At 45.8% G+C, this 15503-nt stretch carries 19 protein-coding genes and 1 pseudogene; 18 read left to right on the top strand and 2 right to left on the bottom strand.

Going from position 1 to position 15503, the window contains the following annotated elements; all coding sequences use genetic code 11:
• Window positions 1-73 precede the first annotated feature (73 nt).
• The 15 genes and pseudogenes from comGA to ACOXXR_RS08530 all read left to right on the top strand — a co-directional run bounded on the left by comGA (window position 74) and on the right by ACOXXR_RS08530 (window position 11089).
• A complete protein-coding gene (gene comGA, locus ACOXXR_RS08600) occupies window positions 74-1015 on the top strand; it encodes a competence type IV pilus ATPase ComGA (protein WP_445278433.1) in 942 nt (313 codons plus the stop codon).
• Entirely contained in the window at window positions 957-1979 is a 1023-nt protein-coding gene (gene comGB, locus ACOXXR_RS08595) for a competence type IV pilus assembly protein ComGB (RefSeq protein WP_023022075.1), read from the top strand. The genes comGA and comGB overlap by 59 nt, the downstream gene beginning before the upstream one ends.
• A complete protein-coding gene (gene comGC, locus ACOXXR_RS08590; protein WP_023022076.1) occupies window positions 1976-2293 on the top strand; it encodes a competence type IV pilus major pilin ComGC in 318 nt (105 codons plus the stop codon). The genes comGB and comGC overlap by 4 nt, the downstream gene beginning before the upstream one ends.
• Window positions 2262-2687 carry a competence type IV pilus minor pilin ComGD gene (gene comGD, locus ACOXXR_RS08585; protein ID WP_042507426.1) on the top strand — a complete coding sequence of 142 codons (426 nt, stop codon included), beginning with the start codon at window positions 2262-2264 and terminating at the stop codon, window positions 2685-2687. The genes comGC and comGD overlap by 32 nt, the downstream gene beginning before the upstream one ends.
• Window positions 2653-2946, top strand: a complete 294-nt coding sequence (gene comGE, locus ACOXXR_RS08580; protein ID WP_006595134.1) for a competence type IV pilus minor pilin ComGE — start codon at window positions 2653-2655, stop codon at window positions 2944-2946. The genes comGD and comGE overlap by 35 nt, the downstream gene beginning before the upstream one ends.
• Window positions 2930-3382 (top strand): competence type IV pilus minor pilin ComGF, encoded by a 453-nt coding sequence (comGF, locus tag ACOXXR_RS08575; protein ID WP_040803180.1) that lies wholly within the window; start codon window positions 2930-2932, stop codon window positions 3380-3382. The genes comGE and comGF overlap by 17 nt, the downstream gene beginning before the upstream one ends.
• Window positions 3348-3794, top strand: coding sequence for a competence type IV pilus minor pilin ComGG (gene comGG / locus ACOXXR_RS08570; protein WP_006595132.1), 447 nt, complete (start codon window positions 3348-3350; stop codon window positions 3792-3794). Before comGF ends, comGG begins: the two co-directional genes overlap by 35 nt.
• A gap of 31 nt (window positions 3795-3825) precedes the next feature.
• Complete coding sequence (locus tag ACOXXR_RS08565; RefSeq protein WP_445278432.1) at window positions 3826-4779, top strand: class I SAM-dependent methyltransferase; 954 nt, start codon at window positions 3826-3828, stop codon at window positions 4777-4779.
• Between the two features lie 48 nt (window positions 4780-4827).
• Window positions 4828-6024, top strand: coding sequence for an acetate kinase (locus ACOXXR_RS08560; protein WP_445278431.1), 1197 nt, complete (start codon window positions 4828-4830; stop codon window positions 6022-6024).
• Between the two features lie 153 nt (window positions 6025-6177).
• Window positions 6178-6852: a CPBP family intramembrane glutamic endopeptidase gene (locus ACOXXR_RS08555; protein WP_224781595.1), complete on the top strand. Its 675-nt coding sequence runs from the start codon at window positions 6178-6180 to the stop codon at window positions 6850-6852.
• Between the two features lie 159 nt (window positions 6853-7011).
• Window positions 7012-7968 carry a dihydropteroate synthase gene (gene folP / locus ACOXXR_RS08550; protein ID WP_445278430.1) on the top strand — a complete coding sequence of 319 codons (957 nt, stop codon included), beginning with the start codon at window positions 7012-7014 and terminating at the stop codon, window positions 7966-7968.
• A 16-nt stretch (window positions 7969-7984) separates the two neighbouring features.
• Window positions 7985-9289 carry a bifunctional folylpolyglutamate synthase/dihydrofolate synthase gene (locus ACOXXR_RS08545; RefSeq protein WP_445278429.1) on the top strand — a complete coding sequence of 435 codons (1305 nt, stop codon included), beginning with the start codon at window positions 7985-7987 and terminating at the stop codon, window positions 9287-9289.
• A gap of 1 nt (window position 9290) precedes the next feature.
• On the top strand, window positions 9291-9845 hold the full coding sequence (folE, locus tag ACOXXR_RS08540) for a GTP cyclohydrolase I FolE (RefSeq protein WP_445278428.1): 555 nt from the start codon (window positions 9291-9293) through the stop codon (window positions 9843-9845).
• Between the two features lie 26 nt (window positions 9846-9871).
• Window positions 9872-10681, top strand: a pseudogene (gene folK / locus ACOXXR_RS08535) (2-amino-4-hydroxy-6-hydroxymethyldihydropteridine diphosphokinase); the annotation flags it as partial.
• Between the two features lie 252 nt (window positions 10682-10933).
• Window positions 10934-11089, top strand: a complete 156-nt coding sequence (locus ACOXXR_RS08530) for a hypothetical protein (RefSeq protein ID WP_164555426.1) — start codon at window positions 10934-10936, stop codon at window positions 11087-11089.
• Between the two features lie 109 nt (window positions 11090-11198).
• On the opposite strand, the gene ACOXXR_RS08525 is transcribed toward ACOXXR_RS08530, so the two are convergent.
• Both ACOXXR_RS08525 and pepA read right to left on the bottom strand, forming a co-directional pair.
• Window positions 11199-12683 carry a DUF1846 domain-containing protein gene (locus ACOXXR_RS08525; RefSeq protein WP_006595123.1) on the bottom strand — a complete coding sequence of 495 codons (1485 nt, stop codon included), beginning with the start codon at window positions 12681-12683 and terminating at the stop codon, window positions 11199-11201.
• Between the two features lie 158 nt (window positions 12684-12841).
• Complete coding sequence (gene pepA, locus ACOXXR_RS08520) at window positions 12842-13906, bottom strand: glutamyl aminopeptidase (protein WP_314837171.1); 1065 nt, start codon at window positions 13904-13906, stop codon at window positions 12842-12844.
• Window positions 13907-14052: 146 nt separating this feature from the next.
• Between pepA and ACOXXR_RS08515 the strand changes: the two genes are divergently transcribed.
• From ACOXXR_RS08515 to ytpR, 3 genes are read left to right on the top strand one after another with little or no spacing between them, the layout of a single operon-like run.
• Entirely contained in the window at window positions 14053-14343 is a 291-nt protein-coding gene (locus ACOXXR_RS08515) for a DUF4651 domain-containing protein (RefSeq protein WP_445278427.1), read from the top strand.
• Window positions 14340-14657, top strand: a complete 318-nt coding sequence (locus ACOXXR_RS08510) for a thioredoxin family protein (protein WP_445278426.1) — start codon at window positions 14340-14342, stop codon at window positions 14655-14657. The genes ACOXXR_RS08515 and ACOXXR_RS08510 overlap by 4 nt, the downstream gene beginning before the upstream one ends.
• A gap of 14 nt (window positions 14658-14671) precedes the next feature.
• Window positions 14672-15298, top strand: a complete 627-nt coding sequence (gene ytpR, locus ACOXXR_RS08505) for a YtpR family tRNA-binding protein (protein ID WP_445278425.1) — start codon at window positions 14672-14674, stop codon at window positions 15296-15298.
• Window positions 15299-15503 lie beyond the last annotated feature (205 nt).

Raw genomic sequence — 15503 nt, 5'->3', positions numbered from 1 at the left:
TTTTTTGCTCTTTTTTCTAAATCCAGCGCTAGTTGGCCAATTAATTGCGAATTATATAGTGAAAGGAGGAAATATGGTTCAAGAAATTGCACAATCCATAATTCGAATGGCATCGAATGCCGAAGCTCAGGATATTTATTTTGTTCCTCGAGCATCAGACTATCAGCTCTTTCTAAGGGTTGGGGATGAGCGACGCTTTGTCGAGACCTATTCGCAAGAACAAATGGTAGCGGTCATCAGTCATTTTAAGTTTATGGCAGGGATGAATGTGGGGGAAAGGCGCCGGAGTCAATTGGGCTCCTGTGACTATTCTCTAGGGGATAAGGTCTTGTCCTTACGCTTGTCTACTGTGGGAGACTATAGGGGATACGAGAGTTTAGTTATTCGCCTGCTCCACAATGAGGACCGGGAGCTCCGTTTCTGGTTCGACCAACTTCAAGAGCTAGAAGAGAAGGTGAGTAAGCGGGGGCTCTACTTATTTGCGGGTCCAGTCGGATCGGGGAAGACAACACTGATGCATGCCCTGGCCAAGAAAAAATTTTCGGGGCAACAAGTCATGTCGATTGAAGATCCCGTAGAAATTAAGCAAGAAGAGATGCTGCAACTGCAGCTCAATGAAGCGATTGGCATGACCTACGATAGCTTGATTAAACTTTCTTTGCGCCATCGTCCGGATCTTCTCCTTATCGGAGAAATACGCGACACGGAGACAGCTCGTGCAGTTATTCGGGCTAGTCTGACAGGTGTGACAGTTTTTTCCACCATCCATGCCAAGAGCATCCCTGGGGTGTACGAACGCCTGTTGGAGTTGGGGGTGAGTGAGGAGGAGTTAAGGGTTGTTCTTCAAGGGATCTGTTACCAGCGTTTGATAAAGGGAGGAGGTGTCACTGACTTTGTCATCCAAGATTACCAAAACCACTCCAGTCAACAGTGGAACCAGCAAATGGATGCGCTTTATGAAGCGGGACATATTGAGCTGGATCAGGCGCAAGCCGAAAAAATTATCGATTGCTAAGCAAGAACATGTCATTGAACTCTTTCACAATCTCTACAGCAGTGGCTTTCATCTATCAGAGGTCATCGACTTTCTTCGGCGCAGTCAATTGGTAGAGGCAGATTTTGTCGAGAGGATGCAGGTCGGACTTGCCAACGGGAAGCCCCTGTCAGCCATTCTCTCTGATCTAGGTTTCTCCGATCAGGTAACGACTCAATTGGCACTGGCGGAGCAGCATGGAAATGTTACCTTAAGTTTAGAAAAGATCCGTAGCTACTTGGAAAATCTGACCCAGGTTCGAAAGAAACTAGTTGAGGTGGCGACCTATCCCGTGCTCTTGTTGGGATTTTTGATCTTGATTATGCTGGGGCTGAAAAATTATCTCTTGCCCCAGTTGGAGAATCAAAATGGGGCGACACGACTGATTAGTATCTTTCCCCAGTATGTTTTGTTAGGGAGTGTGTTGCTGACGATTGGAGTTTTGATGCTCCTTTTCCTAGGCCGTCGTGCCAAACGGCTGGCCCTGGTTTCATGTTTGGCTAGATTTCCTTTTCTTCGCCCCTTCTTACAGGATTATCTGACCGCTTTTTATGCTCGAGAATGGGGAAGTATGATTGCCCAAGGGTTGGAGCTGAATCAAATTTTTCCTGTGATGCAGGGGCAACGTTCCCGTCTCTTTCGAGAGATTGGACAGGATTTAGAGCGGGCATTGGCTCGTGGCAGGTCTTTTTCTGACCATATTCAGACCTATCCTTTCTTTAAACGAGAGCTGGCCCTCATGATTGAATATGGGGAAGCCAAATCCAAGCTCGGTAGTGAGCTGGAGATCTATGCAGACAAGACCTGGGCAGGCTTTTTCCATCGTTTGAACAAGGCCATGAATGTCGTTCAACCACTGGTCTTTGTCTTTGTTGCTCTTATGATTGTTTTGCTCTATGCAGCCATGTTGCTGCCGATTTATGAAAATTTGGAGGTTCCTTTATGAAATCATTGCGCACACTCAAGGTAAAAGCTTTTACTCTGATTGAAATGTTAGTTGTTTTGCTCATTATCAGCGTTCTTCTCTTGCTCTTTGTTCCGAACTTGACCAAGCAGAAAGATTCGGTAACAGATACAGGAAATCGAGCAGTCGTCAAAGTCGTGGAGAGCCAGGCTGAGCTCTATGAACTCAATCATCAGAATGAAAAAGCTAGTCTTTCTAAGCTAGTCGCAGAAGGACAAATCACTCAAAAACAAGCAGAAGCCTACCGTGCTCACTATGTGAAGAATGCAGGTGATCACCGTGCGGTTGCAGATTAAAGCTTTCACCCTTCTAGAGAGCTTACTAACTCTAGGTATCGTCAGTCTTCTATGTTGGCTGCTAGCTGGGTCAGTCCATCAAGCCTTTGGGCAGGTGGAAGAAACATTGTTTTTCTCGGAATTTGAACGGGTCTATCAGGAGACACAAAAGATGAGTATTGCAAAAGAGGAGAGAGCTCTTCTTTCCATCGACCACGGTGGGGTTCATAGTCCCTATCAAGAATTACCGCTTCCAAAAGGGGTGGAAGTGGTCAGAGAGAAGCAACTGACCTTTGATCCAGCAGGAGGCAATTCAAGCCTGACCAAGATTCAATTTCAGACAGAGAAAGAGGTGGTGACTTATCAGTTGGCAATTGGGAATGGAAAAATTAAAAAATCGACGGCTCCCCGCTAGTCTTTTGTTAGAAGGACTGATTGCCTTAGCGATGTTTGGTGTCCTCACGACCCTTGTGCTGGGAGAGCTAGGGGACTCGCGACAGCAGCGCTTAGAAGAGTTGAGACAAGGAGAAGTCTTGCGAGTCGCAAAAATGGCGATCCAGACCAGGCAGGATCAATTGAGCATCAATCAGGTCAGTGTCCAGGTGGAGAGGTCTGCCAAGTCCTTAAAGGTCTATCATGAAGGAAAGGTTGTGATTGCTGTTGAAAAGAACTAAACTGCCAGCCTTTACTTTACTGGAGGCCTTGGTTGCCCTGCTCGTCATCAGCGGTGGTTTATTGGTGTTTCAAGGATTGACAAGCCTTTTGCGTCAAGAACTCCAGTACCAAAGTCACATCAAGCAAGAGGAATGGTTGCTCTTTCAGGACCAGCTGGACATTGAATTGTCTCGTAGCCAATTTGAAGAGGTCAGAGATAACAAATTCTATCTTGTTCAGGATCAAAAACCCATAGCCATTGGACTGGCTAAGGGGGGAGATATCCGAAAGACAGATGCGACTGGCCGTGGCTATCAACCGATGATAGATGGAGTTGAATCCGCCAGGATTGAAAAAAGAGGAGATCTGGTGTCTATTCAACTGCGCTTTGAAGAAGGGTTAGAAAGGGAGGTGGTCTACCGTGTGGTGGAAAAGGATAAAAAAGAAGCAGATTGAGGCCGGGATCCTTCTTTATGCCCTTTTTATGTCGGCGGTTTTTAGTCTCTTGCTTCAGTTTTACCTGAACAGACAAGTGGCAGAGAGACGGATCCTCCTTGCTAGTCAGCACCGGATCCAGGCTTATGCGCAAGCTCAATTGGCGATTGATACTTGGGATCGGGAAGAAAAAACCATAACCTTCTCAACTGGTCGAGTCGATTTGGAAGAAAAATCGGGCTTTGCCAACGTAACGAGTCACTTACAAGATGGGGGAAGCTATCATTTCACCTTTGCTCTACCTCCTCGTGAAAAGAAAAAAACCGACAAGAAGGAAAAGGAGAAGCAGGCTCCAGATTCGGCCACAGACCACCCGACCACGACTGAGGAAGAGAAGCCTCAGGCCTTCGAAAAGCATAGCGAAAACTCTTAAAATTTGATATGATTAAGAGATGGAGGAAAGCATGAATTTCGAAAAAATTGAGAAAGCCTACGGCTACCTATTAGAGAATACCCAAACTATCCAAAATGATTTGCAGACCAACTTTTATGATGCTCTAGTTGAGCAGAATGCCATCTATCTGGATGGGCAAACAGAGTTGACTCTAGTGAAGGAAAACAACCAGCGCCTGAAGGACTTGAACTTAAACAAGGAAGAGTGGTGTCGTTCCTTCCAGTATCTTTTGATGAAGGCTGCCCAAACAGAGCCCCTACAGGCCAATCACCAATTTACGCCAGATGGGATTGGATTTCTTCTGGTCTTCCTAGTGGATCAGTTGGCGAGTTCCGATCAAGTAGATGTGCTAGAAATGGGGAGTGGAACAGGGAACTTGGCCCAAACCTTGATGAACAACTGTCAGCGTTCCTTAGATTATTTGGGCTTGGAAATTGATGATCTCTTGATTGACCTTGCGGCTAGTATGGCAGAAGTGATGAAGGCGGATGTGAATTTTGCCCAAGGTGATGCCATTCGTCCACAAGTTTTGAAAGAGAGCGATGTGATTATCAGCGATTTACCTGTCGGTTATTATCCAGATGATGCCATTGCGAGTCGTTACCAGGTCGCTTCCCCTCAGGGCCACACCTATGCCCATCATTTATTGATTGAACAATCGCTAAAATACTTAAAACCAGGTGGCGTCGCTATTTTTTTAGCTCCGAATGATCTCTTGACGAGCGAGCAGAGTCCTCTGCTGAAACAATGGATGCAGGATCATGCTCAGGTCTTGGCCATGGTGACCTTGCCAGAGAACCTCTTTCGATCAGCCAATCTAGCAAAAACCATCTTTGTTTTCCGCAAGCAAGAAGAAGCGGTGGTCCAACCATTTGTCTATCCTTTGACTGATTTGCAAGACCAGGAAGACCTCATGAAATTCCGTGAAAGTTTTCAAAACTGGAATAAAGAAAGTGAAATTTAAACAAAATTTTGCTATAATAGGAGTGAAAACGCTTAAAGAGGTAAAAAAATGACGAAAACAATTGCAATTAATGCAGGTAGTTCAAGTTTGAAATGGCAATTATACCAAATGCCAGAAGAAACAGTTTTGGCAAAAGGGCTCATCGAGAGAATTGGACTTAAAGATTCCATTTCGACAGTAAAATTTGACGGTCGAGCGGAAAAACAGGTTTTAGATATCGAGAACCACACACAAGCGGTTAAAATCCTTCTCGATGATTTGATTCGTTTCGATATTATTTCTTCCTACGATGAAATCACTGGAGTAGGGCACCGTGTCGTTGCAGGTGGCGAGTACTTCAAAGAGTCTGCTCTTGTAGATGAAGAAGTCATTCAAAAGGTTGAGGAACTTTCTTTGTTGGCCCCATTGCACAACCCTGCCAACGCTGCTGGGATCCGTGCCTTTAAAGAATTGTTACCAGATATTACCAGCGTTGTTGTATTTGATACCTCTTTCCATACAACAATGCCTGAAAAAGCTTATCGTTATCCTCTTCCAACTAAGTACTATACAGAAAACAAGGTTCGTAAATATGGGGCTCACGGGACCAGCCATGAGTATGTAGCCCACGAAGCTGCGAAGCTTCTTGGAAAACCAATCGAAGAGTTGAAATTAATCACCTGCCACATTGGGAATGGAGCTTCTATTACAGCGGTAGACAAAGGGATTTCTGTCGATACGTCTATGGGCTTCACACCACTTGGTGGCATCATGATGGGAACACGTACAGGGGATATTGACCCTGCTATTATTCCTTACTTGATGGAGCACACAGAGGACTTCAACAGTCCAGAAGATATTAGTCGTATCTTGAACCGTGAATCTGGTCTTCTAGGGGTGTCTGAGCTTTCTAGTGATATGCGCGATATCCACGAAGCCATGCGCAGTGGAAACGACAAGGCACTTTTGGCCAACGACATTTTTGTTGATCGTATTAAGAAATACATCGGTCAATACTTTGCTGTCTTGAATGGAGCAGACGCCATCATCTTTACAGCTGGAATTGGAGAAAATTCTAAGACGATCCGTGGACAAGTCATTGATGGGATGACTTGGTTTGGCTGTGCTGTAGATCCAGAAAAGAATGTCTTTGGTGCAGAAGGCGATATTTCAACAGCGGATGCTAAAGTGAGAGTCTTGGTCATCCCAACGGACGAAGAATTAGTCATTGCCCGTGATGTTGAACGCTTTAAAAACAAGGGATAAGACTTTTATTCTAAAAAAAACAAGAGAGAAGAGGCTGATTCGAAACGCCTCTTTTTTCTATTGTGTGACTACTACTTGGGCTTGCCCCAGTAGCTCATCTATGCTATACTAGAAAAATAGTTTGATAATCGAGGTAAAATAATGGAAAATTGGATGGAGAAAAAATGGGTTTCAAATGGTCTGTGGTTACTAATTGGAATACCGTTATTTATAGCGACTCAACTACCCATGATCGCTTTGATCTTGGGGATTGAAAATGCTTGGTCAAATTGGACGATCAATAGTCTAGTCCTTGGGGTTACCATGCTCCTCGTTTATTTGCTTTGGTGGTTTATGAAATGGAGTCCACTTGATTCACTAGATTTTTCACGAATCAAAGGCAGAGATATTGGGCGAAATTTCCTTTATTTTCTCCTGTTGCTGGCCAATAATGCTCTTGGGGTTAACCTTCTTCGACAGTTGGGAGAGGCGACGACAGCTAACCAAGAGACCATCCAAGGGGTGGCTTCCTTGGCCCCTCAGCTGGCAATGGGTTTGCTCATTGTTGTAGTGGCACCTTTAGGAGAAGAAATTATCTGTCGTGCTGTGATTCCCCGCTTGATCTTTAAGGGGCACGAAAAAATTGGTTATTTGGTTGGGGCTCTTGTTTTTGCCTATTTACATACACCAAGTAATCTTGGTTCCTGGATTATCTATGGGGGCATGTCCCTCATCTTGACTTGGGTTGCCTACCGCTACAAACGAGTAGAATATTCGATTTTATTGCACTTTACCATGAATGCTTTTGCCTTTCTGATAACTATTCTGGTTTCTTTTCTTCCCGCTTAAAATATGGTAGAATGATAGGACCAATGGGTTTTATTCAGAAGCTTTGGTAAGCTACCAAAGAAGCATCTAGGCGCAGATAGAGACAAACTCGGAGGTTGGAAAGATTCTAACCTCTTTTCTATGCTTGGTTGGCATTTCTGTAGAAAGATGAAGGAAGATATGTCAAAGAGTGAATGGAGACAACTAGGCAAGGATAGGACACTTCTATGTGGCATCCTCAATGTCACCCCCGACTCCTTTTCAGATGGGGGGCGTTACCAAACGGTAGATAGAGCTCTCGAGCAAGCTCGAAAGTTAATAGCAGAAGGGGCAAGCATACTGGATATTGGTGGGGAGTCCACACGTCCAGGGAGTCATTTTGTGGAAATTCAGGAAGAAATCCAGCGAGTCGTGCCCGTCATTGAAGCGATTCGAGCAGAGAGTGATATCTTGATTTCGGTTGATACTTGGAAGTCAGAGGTCGCTCGTGCAGCCCTAGCAGCTGGCGCAGACTTGGTCAATGATATCACAGGCCTGCTAGGAGATCCGCAAATGGCTGGGGTGATTGCAGAAGCTCAGGCTGGAGCCATTCTTATGTTTAATCCAGTCATGGCTCGTCCTCATCATCCAAGTTCCGTCATTTTTCCGACCTTTGGTTTTGAGCCGGCCTTTTCATCAGAGGAGTTGGCGCAGTTTGAAGGTCTCTCTATCCAAGACTGCATGTGGACCTTCTTTGCTAAGAGCCTTGAGCGAGCAGAGGAGGCGGGATTGAGTCCGGATCAACTCTTCTTAGATCCTGGGATTGGTTTTGGCTTGACCAAGCGGGAAAACCTCCAACTTTTGCAGGACTTAAAAACCATTCATGCTAAGGGGTATCCAATCTTTTTAGGAGTCTCTCGGAAGCGCTTTGTGGTTAATATTCTGGAAGAAGAGGGATTTGAGACTGACCCTGAAACGAAAGAAGGATTCTACAATCGGGATTTGGCATCCAGTCATTTGACGAGTGTGGCTGCCAGCCAAGGGGTAGAAATTGTGCGTGTGCATGATATCCCCCTCCATAAGATGGCGGTAGCTATCGGTAGTGCGATCTACCAAGCCGATCAAGCGCAGGACCTTCATTTGAAACAATATCGCTAAAGAAAAGAGAAGAGATATGACAGTAGATCTCAGTTGGTTAGCTACTTATCGTTCTTCCGAGCCCCATTTTGGCTTGGAGCGAATGGAAGCCCTGCTGGCCTTGAGGGGAAACCCACACTTAGCCTGTCCTGTAATCCATCTAGCTGGGACCAATGGAAAAGGATCGACCCTAGCCCATTTACGGTCTTTACTAGAGGCGAAAGGGTTGCGGGTTGGTGTTTTCTCCTCCCCCTATCTAGTTTCCTTTCATGAGCAAATCAGTATTAATGGGCTTCCCATCTCAGATCAGGATTTAGAAACTTATCTGTCCCTCTATCAGGACTTACTTGCAAAAAACAGTTCTGATCAGACCTTGCTGGGCTTGACCGAGTTCGAGTTGCTGACCGTCCTGGCTTTTGATTATTTTGCAGCAGAAAAGCCGGATGTGGTCATTTTGGAAGTGGGCATGGGTGGTCGTCTCGATAGTACCAATGTTTGTCAGCCTATTTTGACAGCCATCACGACGATTGGCTTGGACCATGTGGCTCTCTTAGGGCCGGATTTGGCCTCCATTGCTCAAGAGAAGGCGGGAATCATCAAGGAAAAGATTCCGGTCTTGCTAGGCCGGATGGAACTGGAAGCCCAAGAAGTCATTGTGCAGCGGGCGAACTGCTTATCGGCACCAGTAGAGCTGTTAGGTCAGGACTTTTTAGTTAGCTACCAAGAGTCACTGGCAGACGGGGAAGTTTTTGGCTATCAGAGCCAGTATCGGGAAGAAATGCAACTAAAGACAGGGCTCTTGGGACTTCATCAAGTCGACAATGCTGGACTGGCCCTGGCTCTCTGCGATACCTTCTGTCAAGAAAAGGGGCTCTCTTTCTTAAGCCGAGAAGAAATCCTCCAAGCTTGGGAAGGGGTCCAGTGGCCGGGACGCCTAGAGGTTATTTCGACCCAGCCCCTCATCATTCTAGATGGCGCCCATAATCCGCATGCAGTAGCCCCTCTTGTAACCACCATGAAAGAACGTTATGGACAACTGGACAAGCAAGTCTTGTTTACCTGTATCCAGACCAAGGCGATCGAGGAGATGCTGGATCTATGGAGTGGACTAGAAAAGAGTTCGTTGACCTTGACGACCTTTGAAGACCCACGGGCCTATTCCACAAAAGAAATGCAGGAAATAGCCCATCAAAAAGGCCTGCCTTATCATGAGTGGAAGCTATTTTTAACGAATTATATAGAAAAAGAATCGCAACAAACTGATCTCCTCTTAGTGACGGGATCCTTGTACTTTTTGGCTCAAGTGAGAGCCTTTCTAATCGAAGAAATCAGTAGGAGATGACATGAATACAAAGAAAATTCAAGAAGCCGTGAAGATGATTATTGACGCAGTCGGTGAAGACGGAAACCGTGAGGGCTTGCAAGAAACCCCAGAACGCATTGCCAAGATGTACCAAGAGATTTTTGCAGGGCTTAACCAAACTGCGGAAGTCCACCTATCAAAATCTTTTGAGATTGTGGACAACAATATGGTGGTGGAAAAGGATATCTTCTTCCACTCTATGTGTGAACACCATTTCTTGCCCTTCTATGGTAAGGTCCACGTTGCCTATATCCCCAATGGGCGCGTAGCAGGTCTATCTAAGTTGGCTCGGACGGTGGAAGTGTACGCCAAAAAACCTCAAATCCAGGAGCGCTTGACAGTGGAAATCGCGGATGCCTTGATGGAGTATCTGGGAGCACAGGGAGCTCTTGTTTGGGTGGAGGCAGAGCATATGTGTATGAACATGCGTGGAGTGCGGAAACCAGGAACGGCTACTGTGACGACAGCGGCGCGTGGCTTGTTCGAGACAGATAAAGACTTGAAAAACGAAGCCTATAAACTGATGGGACACTAATCCCTAGATAAACTGAGGTGACGATGGTGGATCAATTACGGATCAAAGATTTGGAAATTTATGCTTATCATGGTGTGTTTTCCGCTGAAAAGGAATTGGGGCAACGCTTTGTCCTGGATGTCTGTGTCGATTATGAGATGACAAAGTCTGCTCGGACGGGCGATTTGACGGCTTCAATCCATTATGGAATCTTAGCAGAGCAACTGACAAATTGGGTTCAAGCTGAGAAAATTGATTTGATTGAGACAGTAGCTTTTCAGCTTGTGGAGAAGATTTTTGCAACCTATGACTTTGTCAAAAAGGTTCGACTTGAGCTGAAAAAACCTTGGGCGCCAGTTCCTCTACCTTTGGATACTTGTTCGGTCACGATTGAACGAGAAAAAAGACGAGCCTTTATTGGTCTGGGAACCAATATGGGCGATAAGGGACAACAGTTGGAGACGGCTGTATCTAGACTAGAAGAAAAGGGGCTTACGATTCTCCAAACCTCTTCTCAGATTGAGACAGCACCTTGGGGAGGGGTCGAGCAGGATAGCTTCCTCAACCAAGTCGTAGAGGTCGAAACTTGGTTTACGCCCCAAGACTTGATTGAGACCTTGCTAGGAATCGAACTAGAAATGGGTCGGGTCCGTGAGATCAAATGGGGACCACGGGTCATCGATTTGGATCTCCTTTATATGGAGGATTTGATCCTCTATAGTCCAGATTTGATTCTCCCTCATCCGTATGTGGCAGAACGGGCATTTGTCCTAGAATCCTTAAATGAAATTGCCCCTTACTTTGTGGATCCTGTCCAAAGAAAACAGATCCGACAACTGTGGGAGGCTGTGAAAGAAACAAAAGAGAGTGGAACAGAAATCGGTAATTCGTTAGAATTCGATTTCGTCGTCCCACCTCCGCACAGTTGAGTAGGGCTGTAAAAGCTGATGAAATCAGCGTAGTAGAGCCCACTCAACCACTGCGTCTTGCTCGACAATCCAAAAATAATTGAGAGGCTAGGACTTTTGTCCCAGCCTCTTTTTTTACCTTGACAGGTTAATTGAGCAGGAGTATACTATGCATAAATAGATTAGGAGCAGGAGGGCGTCATGAAATCTTATCTTGTAAAATGGTTGATTGCGATTGTCTTGGCTGTTTTTTTCCTTTGGTTGAGTTTGGAAACGGACTTACTGCCAAAAGAAGTGTATCCCCTTCTCCTTGTCCCGATACTGATTGTGGGCCTCTATCTTTTTAAGGAGAGGTAACTCTCCATCCAATTAAACTATGAAAAATCCCCTGGGTGCCAACTGGTTCAGGCACTCAGGGGATTTTTTGTATATGGAGCTAGGACCAACGGTCTAGCCTTGCTTTTCTTTATTTGCGGTACAAGCGATCGTATTGGTAAACTGGATCCATGGTCACATGAATGCCCAGTTTGCGAAGAACGTTCTTATCTTCGTCTGTCAACATGACTGTTGAATGGGCTTCGCTCCCTTTCAATCGACCCAATTCTTGCATGGCAAGATTTGCCTCTGGATGGTTCATGGCGGTAATGGCGAGGGCGATGAGGATTTCATTTGAGTGGAGGCGAGGGTTGCGACTGCCCAAGTGGTTGATCTTCAAGCCTTGGATTGGTTTCACATATTCTGGCTCAATCAACTTGGTTTCTTTATCAATATGGGCCAATTTCTTGATGGCGTTGATGAGAACAGCTGCCGTTGGACCAAATAAGTCAGAAGTCTTACCTGTCACGGTTTCTCCGTTCGGCAATTCCAGTGCCAAGGCAGGTTCACCGGTTTCTTCCTCTTTTTGACGGGCAAGGACGGTGACTTGGCGGTCTTTTGGTGAAATGCCTAAGTCATTCATCAAGAGTTCAATTTTCTTAATAGCTCCGTTTCCGACACGCTCTGCCTTCACATCTAGAATGGTTTGGTAGTAACGGCGGATAATTTCTTGCTTAGAGGCTTCAATCGCTGCGTCATTGTCCACGATGGCAAAGCCGACCATGTTCACACCCATATCTGTTGGGGAAGCGTAAGGAGATTCTCCAAGGATGCGTTCCAACATCCGCTTCAAGACAGGGAAGATTTCGATATCCCGGTTGTAGTTGACCGTTGTCTCGCCATAGGTTTGGAGGTGGAATGGGTCAATCATATTGACATCGTCAAGGTCTGCAGTAGCAGCTTCATAGGCCAAATTCACTGGGTGATGCAAAGGCAGGTTCCAAACTGGGAAGGTTTCAAATTTAGCATAACCAGATTTGATGCCATTTAATTGGTCATGGTACATGTTGGACATACAAGTCGCCAATTTACCAGAACCAGGACCGGGAGCTGTCACGACAACGAGATTGCGACTGGTCTGAATGTAGTCGTTTTTCCCCATTCCCTCAGGAGAGATGATGTGATCCATATCCGTTGGGTAGCCCTTGATTGGGTAGTGGAGATAAGAGGCGATGCCATTCTTTTCCAACTGTTTGCGGAAAAGGTCTGCAGCTGGTTGACCAGCATACTGAGTGATGACGACAGAGCCAACATAGATGCCCAATTCGTTGAATTTATCAATCAAGCGGAAGACCTCTTGGTCATAAGAGATTCCTAGGTCACCACGCGCTTTTGAATGCTCAATGTTGTTGGCATTAATAGCAATCACAATCTCCACTTGGTCACGAAGTTCTTGGAGAAGCTTAATTTTGTTATCTGGTTCATAACCAGGAAGGACACGAGCTGCGTGGAAATCTTCCAACATTTTTCCTCCAAACTCTAGGTAGAGCTTACCATCAAATTGGTTGATGCGCTCGAGGATGTGATCGCGTTGCAAATTCAAATACTTTTCGGAACTAAAAGCTTGTTTCTTCATTTAAACCTCCAATAAAGAAGCGAGGGTGATCTTTAGCGGTGCTCCGCCTTTCACATAGGGAAAGGGGAGTGCAAAAGAACACCCGTTGCAATATTCATTCAGTATTATATCAAAAAAACCCCAAAATGGGGGTTTAAAACAATTATTTTGGAAAAATATTAATAATTCTTAATTAAATCAACGGTTGAACGATCCAATTTTTGCACCAAGGCTTGAAGGAAGGCTTGGGCTTGAAGGAAGTCATCCATAGCGTAGAGGGTTTGGTGGGAGTGGATGTAGCGTGCGCAGACTCCGATGGTAGTAGATGGCACTCCACCACTTCGTAAGTGGGCTACTCCAGCATCCGTTCCGCCTTTTCCACAGTAGTATTGGTACTTGATGCCGGCTTCTTCAGCGGTGGTGAGGAGGAAGTCCTTCATATTTGGCAACATGAGGTGACCTGGGTCAAAGAAACGAAGGAGGGTTCCCTCGCCGATAGCTCCTTGGCCTCCGTAGACATCTGCAGCGGGAGAACAGTCAACAGCCAGGAAGATTTCTGGATCAAACTTGGTCACAGAAGTCCCGGCACCGCGCAGTCCGACTTCTTCTTGGACAGTCGCTCCGACATAGAGTTCGTTTGCTAGGGCTTGTCCAGAAAGGGCTTGTGCCAATTCGCTGACCATCAAGACCCCATAACGGTTGTCCCAAGCTTTGGAGATGATATTTTTCTGATTGGCTGTTAAGATTGCAGTACTTTCAGGGACCAAGGTGTCGCCTGGACGGATCCCAAAGCTCTCGGCTTCTTCTTTGTTGGCAAAGCCACCATCAAAGACAATATCCCCGATTGCAGGAAGGGCAGGACCGTTTGCGCCCCGTGTCAAATGCGGGGGAACAGATCCAGAAATGACAGGGTAGGAATGGCCATCGCGGGTCAAAAGGGTGAAACGTTGGCTGCTAACCACCATAGGGTTCCAACCACCGATTTCCACCACGCGGAAGGTGCCGTCTGCCTTGATCTCACTGACCATAAAGCCAACTTCATCCATATGGCCTGCGACCATAATGCGAGGAGCATCAGCCGCTTCTGAGTGGCGTACCCCAAAAATGCTTCCCAAGCCGTCTGTGACCACTTCATCCACATGTGGAGTGATCTGTTTGCGTAGATAATCGCGAACAGGCGCTTCGTGGCCAGAGATGGCAGGAAGTTCTGTTACTTCTTTGATTTTAGAAAATAAATCAGTCATAAGTTACCTTCTTTCTGATTGTTATTTTATCACTTTTTTAGTCGAGATGGTAGTGGCAGTTGACGGGAATGAAAGCAGATCGTCATGATGGGGAGATCTATTCTCCTTCGTTGTCCCAGCTTGTATTTTGTGTTACAATATGAGGTATGAAAGCTAAAAAAATCATTTTATCCAGCCTTGCAGCAGCTAGTGTAAGTGCTCTTGCCCTTGGGGCCTATAAAATTGCCAAAGATCAAAAACGTCTACGGACGCAAGAAGAGTTAGTCGCAGAAGTCCGTGAGCAAATGGAGAATATGGGGAAGATTGCGACCCTTTATGTGGAACTCTATGAATCAAGCGAAGAGCGTCTGGTAGGAGGGCTCATTTTTGAAGATGAGCGCCACTATCGCTTTGTCTATGAAGAGGGCCTCCTCCACTATGAAGAGGAAAAACTATGATCATTCCACAGTCTTTAGAGGAATTAGCTAGCTATGTCGAGCGAGAAGGAAAGAAGGTTTTCTTCTTTTCAGCGGATTGGTGTGGCGATTGTCGGTATATCCAGCCCTTTTTGCCAGAGATTGAAGCGGAAAACCCTGAGTTTACCCTCATTTTGGTTGACCGAGACCAGTATCTAGACCTGGCTAAGCTTTGGGATATTTATGGTATTCCGAGTTTAGTGGTCCTAGACAAGGATCGGGAACTGGGTCGTTTCGTCAGTCGTGATCGCAAAACCAAGGCTCAGATTTCAGAATTTTTAGCAGGATTGAAGTAGGAGAAAGAGAAAGAATGATTGTAACCTATAATAAAGAACAAGTCGGCGATGTCTTAATGATTACCTTGAAAAACAGTGGGGATGCCAAGTTAGCAGTAGAGCGTAAAGGCAAAGTAGCCCGTGTCTACCGTGAAGACAAGCAAGAAACTGTAGCCTGGAATATTTTTGAGGCTTCGACTTTCTTTGCCCTTGAAGGCAAGGGGCAAATTTTCTTGAGTGATGAGCAGGTTGCACGCCTCAATCAAGAATTACAAGCTGAAGGATTTGCAGAGGTCTTGGTCAATGACAAGGAGCCTAAGTTTGTCGTGGGGCAAATCGTAGAAATGGTGGCTCATCCAGATAGTGACCACCTCAACATTTGCCAAGTGGCTGTCGGACCAGACAAGACAGTTCAAATCGTAGCAGGTGCGCCAAATGCGCGTGAAGGTCTCAAGACGATCGTAGCCCTACCAGGTGCCATGATGCCAGATGGCAGCTTGATTTTCCCAGGAGCCCTTCGTGGAGAAAAGAGCTTCGGTATGATGTGTAGTCCACGCGAATTGCACTTGCCAAATGCTCCACAAAAACGTGGTATTATTGAATTGCAAGATACAGAAGAGGTGGGAACTCCGTTTGACCCTGCCCGTCACTGGCAAGGATAAGAGAGTGGGACAGAAATCGGTAATTCGTTAGCATTCGATTTCGTCGTCCCACCTCCGCACAGTTGAGTAGGGCTGTAAAAACTGATGAAATCAGCGTAGTAGAGCCCATTCACCACTGTGCCTTGCTCGATAATCCAAAGACAATTGAGAGGCTAGGACTTTTGTCCCAGCTTCTTTTTTATTTTCTTTCTCCAAATGGCTAAAA

It is taken from the genome of Streptococcus sp. KHUD_013, from assembly GCF_052588545.1.
The sequence above is the reverse complement of the archived record's forward strand: the minus strand, read 5'-3'. Positions and strand labels throughout refer to the sequence as shown.